Origin of the sequence: Lentisalinibacter sediminis (assembly GCF_040706615.1) — a bacterium.
In the GTDB taxonomy this organism is placed as follows: domain Bacteria; phylum Pseudomonadota; class Gammaproteobacteria; order Steroidobacterales; family Woeseiaceae; genus Lentisalinibacter; species Lentisalinibacter sediminis.
In genome coordinates this window covers 116,780-132,858 of sequence record NZ_JAPDRF010000004.1, presented here as the reverse complement: position 1 = coordinate 132,858, position 16,079 = coordinate 116,780, and the positions used below count along the sequence as shown (strand labels likewise).

The 16,079-nt window shown below is 67.7% G+C and carries 10 protein-coding genes and 4 tRNA genes; 10 read left to right on the top strand and 4 right to left on the bottom strand.

What is annotated here, in order from left to right; all coding sequences use genetic code 11:
* Positions 1–30 precede the first annotated feature (30 nt).
* Together ACJMKX_RS09235 and miaE are read left to right on the top strand one after the other, a co-directional pair.
* The gene (locus ACJMKX_RS09235; protein ID WP_405224006.1) at positions 31–1,263 is read left to right on the top strand and encodes a serine/threonine-protein kinase; all 1,233 of its coding nucleotides are present in this window, start codon (positions 31–33) and stop codon (positions 1,261–1,263) included.
* A complete protein-coding gene (gene miaE, locus ACJMKX_RS09230; protein WP_405224004.1) occupies positions 1,251–1,904 on the top strand; it encodes a tRNA-(ms[2]io[6]A)-hydroxylase in 654 nt (217 codons plus the stop codon). The genes ACJMKX_RS09235 and miaE overlap by 13 nt, the downstream gene beginning before the upstream one ends.
* A gap of 393 nt (positions 1,905–2,297) precedes the next feature.
* Here the strand turns inward: miaE and ACJMKX_RS09225 are convergent, their stop codons facing one another.
* From ACJMKX_RS09225 to folD, 3 genes are read right to left on the bottom strand one after another with little or no spacing between them, the layout of a single operon-like run.
* Complete coding sequence (locus ACJMKX_RS09225; RefSeq protein WP_405224002.1) at positions 2,298–3,020, bottom strand: UDP-2,3-diacylglucosamine diphosphatase; 723 nt, start codon at positions 3,018–3,020, stop codon at positions 2,298–2,300.
* A gap of 16 nt (positions 3,021–3,036) precedes the next feature.
* The gene (locus tag ACJMKX_RS09220) at positions 3,037–3,642 is read right to left on the bottom strand and encodes a peptidylprolyl isomerase (protein WP_405224000.1); all 606 of its coding nucleotides are present in this window, start codon (positions 3,640–3,642) and stop codon (positions 3,037–3,039) included.
* Between the two features lie 43 nt (positions 3,643–3,685).
* Positions 3,686–4,540, bottom strand: a complete 855-nt coding sequence (folD, locus tag ACJMKX_RS09215; RefSeq protein WP_405223998.1) for a bifunctional methylenetetrahydrofolate dehydrogenase/methenyltetrahydrofolate cyclohydrolase FolD — start codon at positions 4,538–4,540, stop codon at positions 3,686–3,688.
* An 82-nt stretch (positions 4,541–4,622) separates the two neighbouring features.
* Between folD and ACJMKX_RS09210 the strand changes: the two genes are divergently transcribed.
* From ACJMKX_RS09210 to ACJMKX_RS09200, 3 genes are all read left to right on the top strand, one after another.
* Positions 4,623–4,699, top strand: a tRNA-Pro gene (locus ACJMKX_RS09210).
* Positions 4,700–5,081: 382 nt separating this feature from the next.
* Positions 5,082–5,157 (top strand) — tRNA-His (locus ACJMKX_RS09205).
* Positions 5,158–5,182: 25 nt separating this feature from the next.
* Positions 5,183–5,258: transfer RNA gene (locus tag ACJMKX_RS09200), tRNA-Lys, on the top strand.
* Positions 5,259–5,643: 385 nt separating this feature from the next.
* Here ACJMKX_RS09200 and ACJMKX_RS09195 read toward each other — a convergent pair.
* Complete coding sequence (locus ACJMKX_RS09195; RefSeq protein ID WP_405223996.1) at positions 5,644–8,298, bottom strand: helix-turn-helix transcriptional regulator; 2,655 nt, start codon at positions 8,296–8,298, stop codon at positions 5,644–5,646.
* A 207-nt stretch (positions 8,299–8,505) separates the two neighbouring features.
* Here ACJMKX_RS09195 and ACJMKX_RS09190 point away from each other — a divergent pair, with 207 nt between their 5' ends.
* The 5 genes from ACJMKX_RS09190 to clpX all read left to right on the top strand — a co-directional run bounded on the left by ACJMKX_RS09190 (position 8,506) and on the right by clpX (position 15,964).
* Positions 8,506–12,129, top strand: coding sequence for a cadherin-like beta sandwich domain-containing protein (locus ACJMKX_RS09190; protein ID WP_405223994.1), 3,624 nt, complete (start codon positions 8,506–8,508; stop codon positions 12,127–12,129).
* A gap of 146 nt (positions 12,130–12,275) precedes the next feature.
* Positions 12,276–12,360: transfer RNA gene (locus ACJMKX_RS09185), tRNA-Leu, on the top strand.
* Between the two features lie 98 nt (positions 12,361–12,458).
* Positions 12,459–13,748: a trigger factor gene (gene tig, locus ACJMKX_RS09180; protein ID WP_405223992.1), complete on the top strand. Its 1,290-nt coding sequence runs from the start codon at positions 12,459–12,461 to the stop codon at positions 13,746–13,748.
* Positions 13,749–13,885: 137 nt separating this feature from the next.
* The gene (gene clpP, locus ACJMKX_RS09175) at positions 13,886–14,521 is read left to right on the top strand and encodes an ATP-dependent Clp endopeptidase proteolytic subunit ClpP (RefSeq protein WP_405223990.1); all 636 of its coding nucleotides are present in this window, start codon (positions 13,886–13,888) and stop codon (positions 14,519–14,521) included.
* A 123-nt stretch (positions 14,522–14,644) separates the two neighbouring features.
* Complete coding sequence (clpX, locus tag ACJMKX_RS09170; protein ID WP_405223988.1) at positions 14,645–15,964, top strand: ATP-dependent Clp protease ATP-binding subunit ClpX; 1,320 nt, start codon at positions 14,645–14,647, stop codon at positions 15,962–15,964.
* The last annotated feature ends 115 nt before the right edge of the window (positions 15,965–16,079 follow it).

Below are 16,079 nucleotides of genomic sequence, written 5' to 3'. Positions count from 1 at the left end.
ACCTGGCCGGCGCGGCGGGAGAGCTCCGGGATGAGCCACAGATTCATGATCATCGACGCTCATCCGGAATTCCGGACACTGCTGATGCATCACATCACCACCGTCTGGCACGACGCCGTGATCACCGAATACGACCCCCACGTCTCGGGCGCGCTCGCCGACAACTTCGGCGGCGCCGACCACGACGTCGTCCTGATCGGCCACCGGCTGGGCAGCATGGACGGGCTGCAGGCGCTGCGCCGCTATTGCGCGCGCCCCTCGTTCCCGCCGGCGATATTCTTCACCGCCAGCCGGGATCCGGCCGACGGCGCCCGGGCACTCCAGTACGGTGCCCAGAGCTTCTTCCACAAGTCCGACATCGGCCATGCGGCCCTCATCGCGGCGCTGCGCCGGGCGCTCAGCTCGCGTCGCAGCCTCGCCTCCACCGACAGCCTGTTCTTCGGCGAGAGCGGCGAGGACGGCAAGGGTGGCACAGGTGGCAGCGCACGGGGCTATCGGCTGCGGCGCAAGATCGCCTCCGGTGACGGTTCGGCGGTGTATCTCACCGAGCACGAGGCCAGCGGCCGGGAGGTCGTGCTGAAGATCCTGCGCGAGGTCCCGGACGCCAGCGACGAGGACGAGGACGCGCTGACCCGCTTCCTGCAGGAGTTCGAGGTCATCGCCGAGCTGGACAACCCGAACATCGTGCGCATCCACGACCTCGGCATCGGCGACGATCACGCCTACATCGCCATGGAGTACTTTCCGGCCGGCGACCTGCGCACCCGTATCCGCGCGGGCATGGATGCCGACGAGGCACTGGACGTGGCGCGCCAGATCGCCGGCGCGCTGAAGGCCATCCACGCCGTCGGCATCCTCCACCGCGACCTGAAGCCCGGCAACATCATGCTGCGCGAGGACGGCAGCATCGCGCTCATCGACTTCGGGCTGGCCAAGCGGCTGCGGCTGCGGGCCGAGATCACCGGCACCGGCGAGATCTTCGGCACGCCCTACTACATGAGCCCGGAGCAGGGCCACGGCCGGGAGACCGACGAGCGCTCGGACCTCTACAGTCTGGGCGTCATCCTGTACGAGATGCTGACCGGCGAGAAACCCTACAGCGCCGATACCGCCATGGGCATCATCTACAAGCACGGCCATGCGGACATCCCGCGGCTGCCGGCCGAAACCGCTGCACTGCAGCCGCTGGTGGACGGCCTGCTGGCGAAAGACCCGGCGGACCGTTTCCAGTGCGCGGACGAGGTGCTGGCATGGCAGCCGTGAGGCCGGGCGTGTCGGACAACGCGCCGGTGGCCGTCCCGCAGGCGATACGCGAGTTCCTCGACGCCGCGACGCCGGCGGCCTGGGTGGACGCTGCGGCCGCGGAGCCGGGCCTGATCCTGATGGATCACGCCAACTGCGAGCTGAAGGCGGCCTCCACCGCCATGAACCTCATTTATCGCTACCCCGAGCGCACGGATATCGGCTGGCAGATGTCCCGACTGGCCCGCGAAGAACTGCGTCACTACGAGCAGGTGCAGCGCCTGATGAAGACCCTGGGCATCGCCCCCCGTGCCCTGAGCGCCTCGCGCTACGCCGCCGGCCTGCGCGAGGCCGCCCGCCGCCGCGACCCCGGCCGGCTCACCGACCTGCTGCTGATCGGCGCCCTCATCGAGGCCCGTTCCTGCGAGCGCTTCGCGCTGCTCGCACCGCGGCTGGAAGGGCGCATGGCGGCTCTCTACGCCGGCCTGCTGGCCTCCGAGGCACGCCACTTCGAGAACTACCTGGCCTTGGCCGGGACGGGGGAGGGGGCCGACGCCGTCGAGGTGCGGCTGGCCGACCTGCGCGCCGTGGAGAACGAACTGGCCACATCCCCGGACACCGAACTCCGCTTCCACAGCGGCCCACCCCCGCCGACCACGTAGGAGGACCTTCAGGCCCGATCCGGCTCTTCTGACCGCGGCATCCTTCTATCGGGGTTGGCCCGCCATCGACTGAGGCGGACTACGGGGGACGCTCAGTCGGACGTCCTGTCCTCCTTCGCTTCGGCCGGGCCTCCTTCCCGCCGTCATGGCTCCAGTCGGCCCGGACGACCCCCGCAGCCCGCCCCAGCCGCTGACGGGCCCGTAGCCGAGAGGCTTGGCACCAATCAGCAGGCGCTTCTGACTGTCAGCTCCGTCACGCCACCACGAGGCGGCCGTCATGCGGGGGTATCCGTCGCCGCGACCTTTTGTCGGGAGCAAGATGGATGCCCCCGCAGGGCGGCCACAAGAGAAGGGGAGCCGGCTGAAAAAGCGGGGTCGGGCCTGAAGGCCCTCCTACAGGACTTTCCAGCGGTAGTCGGGGCCTTCGGGGGTCCAGCGCAGCACGGTGCCCTGCTCGTACCAGTCGCCGAGCACGATGCGGGTGGCGGGCGTGCCGTCCAGGTCCAGTTCGTGCACCGCCGGGCGGTGGGTGTGGCCGTGCACGAGGGTGGTCACGCCGGCCCCGCGCAGGGCGTCGGCGACGGCCGCGGCATTCACGTCCATGATGTCCTCGGCCTTGTCCACCATCGCGGCGCGGCTCTCCTCCCGGGCCTGACCGGCCAGGGCGCGGCGCTGCTCCACGGACATCGACAGCACCTGCTGCTGCCAGGCCGGGTCGCGGGACTGGCGGCGGAACGCCTGGTATTCGACGTCGTCGGTGCAGTAGGCGTCGCCGTGACTGAGCAGCACCGGCGTGCCGTAGAGGTCGTGGACCACCGGATCGTCGAGCAGCGTGAAGCCCGTGCGTCCGGCGAACGCATCGCCGATCAGGAAATCCCGGTTGCCGTGCATGAAGTAGCCGGCAACGCCGGTGTCGGTGAGTCGGCGCATGGCCGCCTGCACTTCCCGGTTGTGCTCGTCCGGATCGTCGTCGCCGATCCAGGCCTCGAACAGGTCGCCCAGGATGTAGAGCGCCTCCGCCTCGGTCGCCTCTGTCTCCAGGAAGCGGAAGAAGCGCTCGGTGATGTCGGGTCGGGCGGCCTGCAGGTGCAGGTCGGAGATGAACAGCTTCGTCATCGGATCGGGCGCGGGACTATTCCGGCGGCGTATAGCCGGAGGGGTGATAGATCATGTCCTCGATGATCACCGGCATGGTCGGCACGTCGGCCGGGAACGGGCCGCCGGCGCCGGTGGGCAGTGTGGCGATGGCGTCCACCACGTCCATGCCGTGGATGACCGAGCCGAACACGGCATAGCCCCAGCGATCCGGCTGCGGATCCAGTTTCGGGCCGTTGTCCACCAGGTTGACGAAGAACTGGGTGTTGGCCGAGTGCGGATTGCTGGTGCGCGCCATCGCAATGGTGCCCTGCTCGTTGCCGAGGCCGTTGCCGGACTCGTTGGGGATGCTGTCGTCCGGTTCCTTCAGCACGTACTTCGGCGTGAAGCCGCCGCCCTGGATGACGAAACCCGGCACGATGCGGTGGAAGACGAGGCCGTCGTAGAAATCGGCTTCCACCAGCGACAGGAAATGCGCGACGGTCAGCGGTGCGCGCCTGCCGTTCAGTTCCAGCACGAAGGTGCCCTCGGTGGTACGTACCTCCACCTGGGGGAAGGAGGGCACGTCGGCGGCGCAGGCCGCGCCGCCGGCCAGCGCGATACCGGCGGCCAGGGCCGCGAGGGTCGCTCGGATCGGTCTCATTGCACTCATCGGATTCCTCGTTCTCGGCCGTGGCGGGCCGCGATCACTCGTCGGCGGCCTCGGCGGCCGCCAGTGTGTTGTAGATCAGCATGGCAACGGTCATCGGGCCGACGCCCCCGGGCACGGGCGTGATCCAGGCGGCACGCTCCTTCGCGGCGGCGAACTGGACGTCGCCCACCAGCCTGCCGTCCTGCTGGCGGTTGATGCCCACGTCGATCACGATGGAGCCCTCGGGCACCCACTCTCCGGGGATCAGGCCCGGCTTGCCGACAGCGACCACCAGGATCTCGGCCCGCTCCACGTGCTCGCGCAGGTTGCGGGTGAAGCGGTGGCAGACCGTGGTGGTGGAGCCCATCAGCAGGAACTCGAGCGCCAGCGGCCGGCCCACGTGGTTCGAGGCACCGACTATGACCACGTGCTTGCCCTTGGGGTCCACGCCGATGCGGCTCAGCAGCGTTACGATGCCGAAGGGCGTGCAGGGGCGCAGCGTCGGGATGCGCTGGGCGAGCCGGCCGACGGTGTAGGGATGGAAGCCGTCCACGTCCTTGGCGGGGTCGATGCGCTCGATGACCTTCACCGCATCGATCTGATGGGGCAGGGGCAGCTGCACCAGGATGCCGTGCACGCTCTCGTCCCCGTTCAGCTCGTCGATCAGCTCCAGCAGCGCCGCCTCGGTGGTGGTCGAGGGCAGATCGAAGTCCACCGAGCGCATGCCGGCGGCGTCGCAGGCCTTGCGCTTGTTGCGCACGTAGATCTGGGAGGCGGCGTCGTGGCCCACCAGGATCATGGCCAGCGACGGCTGGGGCCTGCCCGCGCCCATCCGCTTCTCGACCCGTTGCCGGACTTCCTCGCGGATCTCCTCCGCGATCCCTTTGCCGTCGATTATCTTCGCCGTCATGGCGCGCAGTTTAACGCGAAATTGACGCATCTCCGCGGCGCCACGTATTATTTCGGCCCCCGGCGAGCCGGGGTGTTCGCGGCGGGGCATGGCGCAGTCTGGTAGCGCATCTGCTTTGGGAGCAGAGGGTCGGCGGTTCGAATCCGTCTGCCCCGACCAAGTAATCGTGGTTCGGAGAACGACTATCGAATAAACGACGCGCCCGTAGCTCAATCGGATAGAGCATCGGCCTTTGAGTGAGGAGCCTGCAGCGGGAAACGGAACCGCTGCAGTGGACCGCACCGTAACGGGGAAACCTTAACAGGTAGTGCTGATGGCAATCCCGTGGAAACCTGCATAGTTCAGCCCCTGGACGTCGCGGGGCTCCGTAGAGACTATACGTGCGGCGCCTGAGACGGCGAAGAGATAGTCCAGACCACAAACCCGCGTTGCGGGGCCGCGAAAGCGGTAGCTGGTAAGCTAAGCCGAGGGTTGCAGGTTCGAGTCCTGCCGGGCGCGCCAAGTCGGAAATTACGGGTTATAATGCCCGGCTGGAACAATGGTGGACGTAGCTCAGTTGGTAGAGCCCCGGGTTGTGATCCCGGTCGTCGTGGGTTCGAGTCCCATCGTCCACCCCAGTTCTTTCAAGCGCTCTAATCGGAAGGGCCGTTAGCTCAATTGGCAGAGCAGTGGACTCTTAATCCATTGGTTGTAGGTTCGATTCCTACACGGCCCACCATCCTCCCGAATCCCCGTCTCCTCTCGTAGGAGGGCCTTCAGGCCCGATCCGGCTTTCTATCGGCGTTGGCCCGCCATCGACTGGGGCGGACTGCGGGGACGCTCAGTCGGACGTCCTGTCCTCCTTCGCTTCGGCCGGGCCTCCTTCCCGCCGTCCTGGCTCCAGTCGGCCCGGACGACCCCCGCAGCCCGCCCCAGCCGCTGACGGGCCCGTACCCGAAAAGTCTGGCGCCAGTCAGCCGGCGCTACTGACTGGCGCTTCCTTCACGCCACCGCGAGCATGGCCGTCATGCGGGGGTATCCATCGCCGCGACCTTTTGTCGGGAGCAAGATGGATACCCCCGCAGGGCGGCCACGAAAAAAGGGAATCGGGCCTGAAGGCCCTCCTACCGGTCTTTTGGCATCAGCCAGGGTTCGTTGTGGATGCGCAGGGTCGCCTCCATGCGGTTCTGCACGTTCAGCTTGGTCAGGATCGACGAGACGTGGTGCTCGATGGTGCGCTTCGAGCGCGAGAGCTGCTCCGAGATCTCCGCATTGCTCGCCCCCTGGACCATCAGCGCCAGGATGTCCTGCTCCCGGCGAGTGAGGCCCAGCGGATGGTTGCGCGCCGCCTTGTAGGGGCCGCGCCGGGTACGCGGCAGCCGGTTGGCCACGCCCAGGGTCTGCGCCACCCGGTTGGTCTTCTCCAGCGCCGCGCCCGCCTCGATGCGGCGGAAGATCTTCGCGGCGCTGGCGAGCGCCCCGGCGGCCCCGTCGCCCTCCACCTGCAGCCAGGCGAGACCGGCGGAGTAGGGGGCGCCGAGAGCGAGCCACTGCTTCGCCGCGCCGGCCGGGTCGCCGGCGATCTCGGCGGCGTAGGGCGCCGGCGAGTCGGCGATGAAGGCCTCCGGCGCCTCCATGCCCTCGATACCCAGGCGGCGCGCCCAGGCCGCCGCGTCGCCTGCGCTCCACTGGTTCATGCGCTCCGCGCCCATCGACCACAGTGCCTCCAGGTGCGGTATCGCCGCCTCCGGGTCGTCGCGCAGCCAGGCGGCCTCCACGAAACCGAGGCGCACCGGGATCATGTACTGGAGCTCGTCGGTGGCGATCGCGTCCTGCATCGCCCGGTCCAGCAGCTCGTCGGCGTCCGGTTCGCCCAGGCGCAGGCGGGCGCGGGCGAGGACGATCAGCGCCGGCAGGCGCATCAGCAGCGTGAGCCGGTCGAGGTTCTGCACGCCCGCGGCGATGGTCTCCGCGTCCCTGAGCCGCCCCTGCTCGAGGCGCAGCTGTGCCTGCCGGCCGACCAGGTAGTGGGTCCAGGCGTCGAGGTCGTGCTGGGTATCGAAGGCGATACCCTCCGAGATGATCCGCTCGGCCAGGGTGAAGTCCCGGAAGTCCACGCCGTACTCGGCCAGGTTGGTATAGACCCGCGCGGCATGCTCGTGCAGGCCGTGGCGCGAGGCCAGCGCCAGGCTCTCCTCCAGCTGGGAAATGCCTTCCTGGTTGCCCCGGAACGCCCGCGCGGTGCCCACGTTGTTCAGCGCGTGCACCTTCACCTCCACCGCATCCAGCTCGTCCGCCAGTTCGATGGCGCGTTCGCCCCAGCGCACGGCCTCGTCCATGCGGTCGTTCAGCATATGCAGCTGGGAGCGCAGGCTGTAGGCCATGGCCCGCTCGGCGGACGGCGGCGCGCTCTCCAGCACCCGGATGGCCTCGTCGGCGAAGCGGTCCGCCTCGCCGGCTTCGCCCCGGTACCAGTGCATGCGGGAGAGCCAGCGCAGGTTTTCGCCCACCTTGTCCATGCGGTCCAGCGCCCGCCACAGGGTGATGGCGTAACGGCGCGCCTCGATCACGTCGTCGTCGATCCCGAGCGCGAGCCCCGCCTCGTAGGCCCAGCTCTCGTAAAGGGTGGCGGCCAGCTGCGGCGTCGCCTCGTCCACGAAGCGCAGCGCGGTGGCGAGGTGCGCGGCGGCCTCCCGGTGTCCGCCAACCTGCGCCGCCACCTCCGCCGCCCGGGGCGCGAACTCGAGCACCTTCGCCGCATCCAGCGCGCCTGCCGCGTGGAAAACCAGCTGATCCAGGCTCGGCGGTATCGGCAACTCCAGGTATGCGGCGAGGATGCGCCCGTGCGCCGCTTTCTGCCGGCTCGCGGACAGCCGCTCGAGCGTGGCGAGCCGGGCCAGCTCATGGCGAAAGTGCAGCCCGTCGGCCTCTCCGTGCACCAGCAGATTGCGGCCGACGGCGGCCATCGCGAGGGTCTCGCCGGCCTCCCCGAACAGGGGCTCGAGCAGCGCCGCCGGGATGCCGCCGGGGATGAGGCTCACGGTCTCCAGGAATTCCCGTTCCGCCGGCGCCAGTCGATTCAGCCGGGCATTGACGGCGTCGCGCACCGAGGCCGGTATGGCCCGTTCGCCCGGACTACCGTAGGCGAGCAGCTCGGAGACGAAGAACGGATTGCCTTCGGTGATCTCGTACAGCTCGTCGGCGCTGTAGCCCGAATCCGCGCACAGCCGGCCGATGCCCTCCGGCGTCAGCGGCTGCAGGTCGATCCGCCAGGTGAACGAGGGCGGCAGCTCGCCCAGCACGTGGGTGAGCGGATGGTCGTGATCGATCTCGTCGTTGCGATAGGTGACCACCAGCAGGGTGCGCATCATCGCCACCCGGCGGCCGAGGAACTTCAGGAAATCGAGCGTGGCGTGGTCCGCCCAGTGGGCGTCCTCGATGATGAGCACGCTGGTGGACGGCTTCCGCTCCAGCTCCTCGACCACGGCCTGGAACAGCTGGATCGGCGGAGCCCCTTCGTCTAGCAGGCCACGGATGCGGGGCCCGAGGCCGAGGGCCATGTCGTGCACCGGCCCCAGCGGGCGGGGCGTGAACAGGGAGTCGCAGCCGCCCCAGACCACGTTGCAGTCCGGCGCGAGCCGCCGGCGCAATTCCCCGGTGAGCGTGGTCTTGCCGATGCCCGCCTCGCCGCCCACCAGCGCGATGGCGCCCTGGCCGCCGTCGGCGCGCTCCCTGAGCGCCACGAGTGTCGACAGCGGCTCTTCTCTTTCTACGAGCAAATGTTTCTCCTCCGCCCGGGCTCGTCAAGGCCGAACAGTCGTGTTTGTCCCAAATATGAGTACCCAGTATCCGAAAATTAGGTACCGGATGGCAAAAACCCCGGGTGCGCACGGAAGTCAGGGTGGCGTCGAGTTGCTGCAATCGGACACGCAACGGTCGATCGACCAATCGCCGACACGATTACGTCCAGCAGGGGGGACTACATCATGAACGCACGGCCTGCCTTCAAGGCTTTCATCTTCCTTCTACTCATGCTGCTGCTGAGCGTCGGGCTCACCGGTTGCCTCGACGACGACGACGGCAACGACGGTCCGCCGCCGCCGCCCGCAGCCAGCAGTGACGCTGATCTCTCGGCGCTGAGTGTGTCGGCGGGGACGCTGGACCCCGCGTTCTCGCCGGACGTTACCGACTACGCGGTCACGGTCGGCAACGCCGTCACGGAGGTCTCGGTGACGGCAACTGCCAGCGACGATGCCGCTACGTTGACCGTCGACGGCGCGGCGACCGACTCCGGCGCAGCCTCCGCACCGGTCGCCCTGATGGTCGGCACGACCTCGATCGACATCGTGGTGACCGCCGAGGACGGCACCACGAAGACTTACGCGATCACCGTCACCCGGGAGCCGTCCGACGATGCCACGCTCTCCGCGCTGGAACTCTCCGCAGCGGCGCTGAACGAGACGTTCGATCCGGCGGCGACGGCCTACACCGCCGTTGTCGCCAACGACGTCGACAGCACGACGGTGACCGCCACCGCCAACGACGATGCGGCCACGCTGGAGATCGACGGCACCGCCATCGATTCCGGCAGCGCGAGCGACCCGATCGCGCTCGAGGTAGGCGAGAACACGATCACGGTCAGCGTGACGGCCGGGGACGGCACGACCACGGAGACCTACACCGTCACCGTCACGCGTGCCGACCCAGCCATCGTCTCCGCTGACGTCAGCATCCTGGTGCTCAGCGCGGACGCGCGGCTGATAGAAGGCGCCACCCTTACCGTGGAGTCGAGCGGCGAGACGGCGACCACCGGTCCCGACGGCCGCGCCACGGTGCCGGTTCCCGAGGAGAGCCGGCAGCTCATCCGTGCCACCGCGCCGGGCTATCTGCCACAGACGCTGCCACTGAATCTGCCGGCCGAGGCGCGACCCGGTGTCTTCAAGGTCGCCCTGATCGCCGAGGCCGATCCGATTCAGATCGCCGCCGCCGAGAACGGTGGCAGCGCCGCGGGCGCGGACGGTGCCTCCGTGACGCTGCCCGCCGGCGCGCTCGTCGACCCGGCGGGCCAGCCGGTGACCGGCCCCGTTGACGTCTACATCACGCCGCTGGACGTCGCCGACGACCGCGCCTTCGCCGCCTTCCCGGGCGGCTTCGAGGCCGAGAACGCCGCCGGCGATCCGGGCTTCATGCTGAGTTACGGCACGGTGGACTTCCGCTTCGAGCAGAACGGCGAGGTGCTCAGTCTCGCCGACGGTCAGACGGCCACCATCGAGATACCGATCTACGTGAGCGAGGACTCCCAGGGGGCTCCGCTCTCAGCCGGTGCGGCCATTTCGCTGTGGTCGCTCGATGAGGACACGAGCCTCTGGCTGGAGGAGGGGCAGGGCACGGTGGTCGCCTCCGCGTCCTCGCCCACCGGTCTCGCGCTGCGCGGCGAGGTCTCCCACTTCAGCTGGTGGAACTGCGACGACTTCCGCGACACCGGCGAGATCGATGTCACCATCGACTGCTCCGGCCTGGGCGCCAGTTGCACGGCCGAGGTGCCCGTGCCGGCCTCCAACCTGGTCTGCGAGGGCGGTGCCGATGGCGGCCCGCGTTACTCGGGCATGTACGGGCTGAGCGGCGGCGCGACGCTGCCCCGGCTGCCGGTCCCGAGCGGCACGGATCTCGACTGCTCGGTGGATGCGGACGGGGGCATCGCGGCCACGACCGACCCCGACCCGGTGAATGCCACGGCCGGGTCCGTGCTGCCCGTCGACGTGATCCTGGGGCCCGCGCACCTGAACGACGACCGCTTCCTGCCCGGCGAGCGTCTGCGCGGCGACATGACCGCCGTGGGTGAGGTCCACACCTATCGCTTCGACGGCATCGCCGGCGAGATCTTCCGCGTGACCGCCTACCCGGCGATGGACGGTACGTCCGAGCCGGGGCTCACCGGCAACCTGGGCGCAACGGTATCCGTGTACTCGGGCACTACCGAGCTTGCCAGTGCGCCCTTCGAGAGCACGATCGCCGGCGAGATAGAGGTGACCCTGCCGGCCGATGGCGAGTTCGAGGTCCGCTTCCGCGCCGACGGCAAGGTGCCCGGTTGGTACCTCGCCACCACGGAGCTGCGCTCGCCGGCGCTGTCCGGAGCCAACGGCAAAGTCGCCTTTCTGGCGCGGGACCGCGGCAGCGCCGGGCGACCGGGTGCCCGGCTTCACACCGTGCCGGAGGGGGCGAGCCCCTATCTGGAGCTCTCCGACGAATTCGTGGATGATTTCTCCACCGACGGCGTGCGCTTCAGCCCGGCCAGGTTCACCGGCGCCCGGGAACTGCCCTACTATCGAGAGGTGGTGCCTGGTCGAATCATCTATCTGGCCGACCATGACACGCCGGGCACCTATGAGCTCTACATGGTGGACCTCGCCAGTCCCGGTGCGGCGACGAAGCTGAACGGTGCCGAGACGGCGAGTGGGGAGGTGAGCTATTTCCGCGTGAGCCCGAACGATCCCACCCGCGTCGTCTACCGGGTCGGCAGCGAGGACTTCGGTCGCCAGATCTGGTTCGTCGACACCGACGACCCGGGTAATTCCGTGCGCATCGCCGAGCCGCTGTCGGATCCGCTCTACAGCGGCAACCAGGCGCACTTCGAGTTCGTGGCCGGCGGTGACGCCGTGGTCTACCAGGCCGACTACACCACCGACAACAACCTGGAGGATGGCGATCTGTATCTGGTCGACCTGGATGATCCGACGGTGGCGACCCGGCTGAATGCGCCACTGGACCACGATGGGGGCGAGCGGATCCAGCAGTTCGATTCGCGCAGCGCGGTCAGCCCGGACGGCAGTCTGGTCGCCTATGTTGCGAACCTGACCGATGAGAGTGGCGTGCTGCATCTCGTCGATGTCAGCGATCCCGGTAACGCCATCCCGATCCAGCTGGACGAGATCAACGAGGAACGCACGATCGGTGTGCAGTTCAGCCCGGACGGCACCAAGCTGGTCGCGGTGCGCGATCGCTTCAGCGGGGCGGGCAACGGGCCGCTCTACCTGGTCGACGTCACCGACCCCGCGCAGCCCGCCGCCGCGCAGCCCCTGGACGACTTCATCGACCCGGATTACATCTGGATCGACCCCGCCAGCACGCTCGTGCTGGCCTGGCGCAGCGACAGCATCCGCCGTTACAACTTCGCCCCGCCAGGCGACTTCGTCTTCGAGTGGAATTTTCCGGCACCGGCCAGTGTCTACCGGCTCCGCTTCACCGCCGATGGCACCGCGTTCGTGGCACAACTGCACGACGACGCGACCAGTCTGGGTCAGCTCTGGCTGCACGCGCTTGGCGAGGATCGCGCGACCCAGACAAGGATCGGACCGCGGGACGAGGCCTTGGTCGACAGCGACTACGGCGTGATCTACTTCGACCTCGCGGCGGACGGCGAAACCGTCTACTACATGGCGGACATCGTCTTCCGGGAGGGCGAGATATTCCAGACGACGCTGACGGACCCGGACGGCGACCGGCAGGTCGTGGTCGAGCGCATCGACGACCAGGTGATCATCGATACGCCGGCCGACGGCCGCAATCCCACCTTCCTGATCCTGGAGGCCGGCCAGAATCCGGCGCCCTGAGCCGCGCGACGACGGCCCGCCGGGGGTCCGGGACACCTGCTTCGACAGGACCCCTGCCCCGAAACCCCCGGCGGGCCGTCCCTCCTACACGCGTATCCTCGCTTGCGTTACAATTGCCTGTTCGGTGAGCGCGCTCCCGAGACCGGGCGAAAGTGGCGGAATTGGTAGACGCGCAGGATTTAGGTTCCTGTGGGGCAACCCGTGAGAGTTCGAGTCTCTCCTTTCGCACCACTCGACCCGGGTGAGTCCCGGGCCGGTCCCGGGTCTTGAGCGAGCGGGCCGCCTTTTTTTATCCACGGTTCAAACAGTCAATACGGATGTCCGAGAACATGCAGGTTTCAGTGGAAGCCACCGGTAATCTGGAGCGACGCCTGCGCGTCGAGGTGCCGGCTGAGCGCATCAACAAAGAGATCGAGAACCGGCTGCGCCGGGTCGGCAAGACCGCCAAAATCAAGGGCTTCCGCCCGGGCAAGGTGCCGGCCAAGGTGATCCGCCAGCGCTATGGCGACCAGGTACGCCAGGAAGTGCTCTCGGAGATGATGCAGACGAGCTACTCCGAGGCCCTGCAGCGCGAGAGCCTCGTGCCGGCCGGCGGCCCGCAGATCCAGCCGGAGAAGGCCGGCGACGAGGGCCTGGTCTACACGGCCACCTTCGAGGTCTACCCGGAGGTGGAGCTGGCCGACCTGGACAAGATCTCGGTCAGCCGCCCCGTGGTGGAGATCACCCCGGCCGACGTGGACCAGATGATGGAGAATCTCCGCCGGCAGAAGGCCGAATGGGAGACCGTCGAGCGGCCGGCCGCCGAGGGTGACAAGGTCATTGTCGACTTCGAGGGCTCCATCAAGGGCGAACCCATCGAGAACGGCAAGGGCGAGAAGATCCCGGTGATCCTCGGCGAAGGCCGCATGATCGAGGACTTCGAGAAGGCGCTGACGGGCGTGGCCGCCGGCGACGAGAAGACCTTCAAGGTCAAGTATCCCAAGGACTATCCGGCCGAGGACCTGGCTGGCAAGAAGGCGGAGTTCAAGGCCGTGGTCCACGAGGTCCAGGGCCAGGTGCTGCCGCCGCTGGACGAGGAACTGGCCAAGGCCTACGGCGTCGAAGAGGGCGGCGTCGAGCAGCTGCGCGCGGACGTCGAGGACAACATGCGCCAGGAACTCGAGGGCCGCATCAAGGCGGACATGAAGAACCAGGCCATGGAAGGGCTCCTCAGCAACAACCCGCTGGAGGTCCCGGAGGCCCTGGTGCAGCAGGAATCGCAGACGCTGCAGAAGGACGCCATGCAGCGCATGGGTATCGAAGACGCCGAACAGGCACCGCCTCTGGAGAGCTTCCGCGAGATGGCGGAACGCCGGGTGCGCCTCGGCCTGCTGGTGCAGCAGCTGATCAGCGACAAGGACATCCAGCTCGACGCGGACCGGCTGCGTGGCAAGGTGGAGGAGATGTTCGCCGGCTACGACCAGTCCGAGCAGCTCGTCTCCACCTACCTGGGCAACCAGGACTTCATCTCGCGGCTCGGGCCGGTGGTGCTCGAGGAGCAGGCCGTCGAATGGCTGATAGACAACGGCCAGACCGAAGAGAAAAAGGTGCCCTTCAAGGACTACATGCAGGCCCCGTAGGAGGGGCTTCAGCCCCCCGACCCGGACCACAGGAAAACGTCAACCGAAGCATGTAGGAGGGCCTTCAGGCCCGATTCCGAAACGCAGGGAATCTGATTGGCACGCACACACGAATTCAATTGCCGAGGCAAGAAAGCATGAAAGAAACAGCCCTGAACCTGGTGCCGATGGTGGTCGAGCAGACCGCCCGGGGCGAGCGCGCCTACGACATCTTCTCGCGCCTCCTGAAAGAGCGCGTGGTGTTTGCCGTGGGCCCCGTGGAAGACGGCATGGCGAACCTCATCGTCGCCCAGCTCCTGTTCCTGGAGTCCGAGAATCCGGACAAGGACATCCACCTCTATATCAACTCGCCGGGTGGCGTGGTGACAGCGGGGCTCTCGGTGTACGACACGATGCAGTTCGTGAGATGCGACGTGAGCACCATCTGCGTGGGCCAGGCGGCCAGCATGGGTGCCCTGTTGCTGGCCGGCGGCGCGGCCGGCAAGCGCTTTGCACTGCCCCATTCCCGCATCATGGTCCATCAGCCGAGCGCGGGCTTCCAGGGCCAGGCGACCGACATCGACATCCACGCCCGGGAAATCCTGGAGATGAAGCGCCGGCTCAATCACATCCTGGCCCACCACACGAAGCAGAGCGTGGAGAAGATCGAACACGACACCGAGCGCGACAATTTCATGAGCAGCCAGGCGGCCGTGGACTACGGCCTCATCGACACCGTGCTGGAGCGCCGCACGGAACTGGGTTCGACGGAGGGCTCGCCCGCCAAGAAATAGCCGCTGGTTATAAGGCCTGCAACCGAGACATTCGTCTTTGCACGCCCGCACTTGCGCATGTTATATAAACCGGGTCTGAATGAGGCGTTCTGCGCGTAAAGACGCGGCCGGGAAGGAAATATTATGAGTGACGACACCCGCGGCAAGAACGACGAAGGCAAGCTCCTTTACTGTTCGTTCTGCGGCAAGAGCCAGCACGAAGTGCGCAAGCTCATCGCCGGCCCGTCCGTGTTCATCTGCGACGAGTGCGTCGAGCTCTGCAACGACATCATCCGCGAGGAACTCGAGGAGCATGCCGAGCAGGGCCGCACCAAGCTGCCGAAGCCCCACGAGATCAAGGCGGTGCTGGACGAGTACGTCATCGGCCAGCAGCGCGCCAAGAAGGTGCTGTCGGTGGCGGTGTACAACCACTACAAGCGCCTCGAGAACAAGGGCAGTGCCAAGGGCGGCAAGGACGAGATCGAACTCGCCAAGTCGAACATTCTGCTGATCGGCCCCACCGGCTGCGGCAAGACGCTGCTGGCCGAGACGCTGGCGCGGCTCCTGAACGTGCCGTTCACCATCGCCGATGCCACCACGCTCACCGAGGCGGGCTACGTCGGCGAGGACGTCGAGAACATCATCCAGAAGCTCCTGCAGAAGTGCGACTACGATGTGGACAAGGCCCAGACAGGCATCGTCTACATCGACGAGATCGACAAGATCTCCAGGAAGTCGGACAACCCGTCCATCACGCGCGACGTCTCCGGCGAGGGCGTGCAGCAGGCGCTGCTGAAGCTCATCGAGGGCACGGTGGCCTCGGTGCCGCCTCAGGGCGGGCGCAAGCACCCGCAGCAGGAGTTCCTGCAGGTGGACACCGGCAACATCCTGTTCATCTGCGGCGGCGCCTTCGCGGGTCTGGAGAAGATCATCCAGAATCGCTCGGCGAAGAGCGGCATCGGCTTCGTCGCCGAGGTGAAGAGCGTGGACGACGTGATGAACGTCGGCGAGGTGCTGCACGACGTGGAGCCGGAAGACCTCATCAAGTACGGCCTCATCCCGGAGTTCGTCGGCCGCCTGCCGGTGGTCGCCACCCTGGAGGAGCTGGACGAGGACGCGCTGGTCACCATCCTGGTGGAGCCGCGCAACGCTCTCACCAAGCAATACCATCGTCTGTTCGACATGGAGAACGTGGAGCTCGAGTTCCGCGACGACGCGCTGCGGGCCGTCGCCCGCAAGGCCATGGCGCGCAAGACCGGCGCGCGGGGCCTGAGGACGATTCTCGAGAACGTGCTGCTCGACACCATGTACGACCTGCCTTCCGCGGCGAACGCCCGCAAGGTGGTGGTGGACGAGGCCGTGGTGACCGGCGAGACCAAGCCCTACGTCATCTACGAGTCGGACGAGCCGGCGCCGGTGGCCGTCGAGGAAGAGCGTCGTCCGACGGGCTCCGACCGCCACTGAGCCTGCCGCCCGGGCAACGGCAGCCTTCCCTTCGACGGGGCTTGATCGCCCGTCTCCCGGCCCCATATCCCGTGTCAATCCGAGCGTGAATCCGGGTATCCTGTGCAGGAGATCC

Excerpts from the sequence above, each read along its gene's own strand:
- tig (WP_405223992.1), top strand. The coding sequence starts at position 12,459 with ATGCAGGTTTCAGTGGAAGCCACCGGTAATCTGGAGCGACGCCTGCGC.
- ACJMKX_RS09190 (WP_405223994.1), top strand. The coding sequence starts at position 8,506 with ATGAACGCACGGCCTGCCTTCAAGGCTTTCATCTTCCTTCTACTCATG.
- clpX (WP_405223988.1), top strand. The coding sequence starts at position 14,645 with ATGAGTGACGACACCCGCGGCAAGAACGACGAAGGCAAGCTCCTTTAC.
- ACJMKX_RS09235 (WP_405224006.1), top strand. The coding sequence starts at position 31 with ATGAGCCACAGATTCATGATCATCGACGCTCATCCGGAATTCCGGACA.
- ACJMKX_RS09220 (WP_405224000.1), bottom strand. The coding sequence starts at position 3,642 with ATGAGACCGATCCGAGCGACCCTCGCGGCCCTGGCCGCCGGTATCGCG.
- ACJMKX_RS09225 (WP_405224002.1), bottom strand. The coding sequence starts at position 3,020 with ATGACGAAGCTGTTCATCTCCGACCTGCACCTGCAGGCCGCCCGACCC.
- folD (WP_405223998.1), bottom strand. The coding sequence starts at position 4,540 with ATGACGGCGAAGATAATCGACGGCAAAGGGATCGCGGAGGAGATCCGC.
- miaE (WP_405224004.1), top strand. The coding sequence starts at position 1,251 with ATGGCAGCCGTGAGGCCGGGCGTGTCGGACAACGCGCCGGTGGCCGTC.
- clpP (WP_405223990.1), top strand. The coding sequence starts at position 13,886 with ATGAAAGAAACAGCCCTGAACCTGGTGCCGATGGTGGTCGAGCAGACC.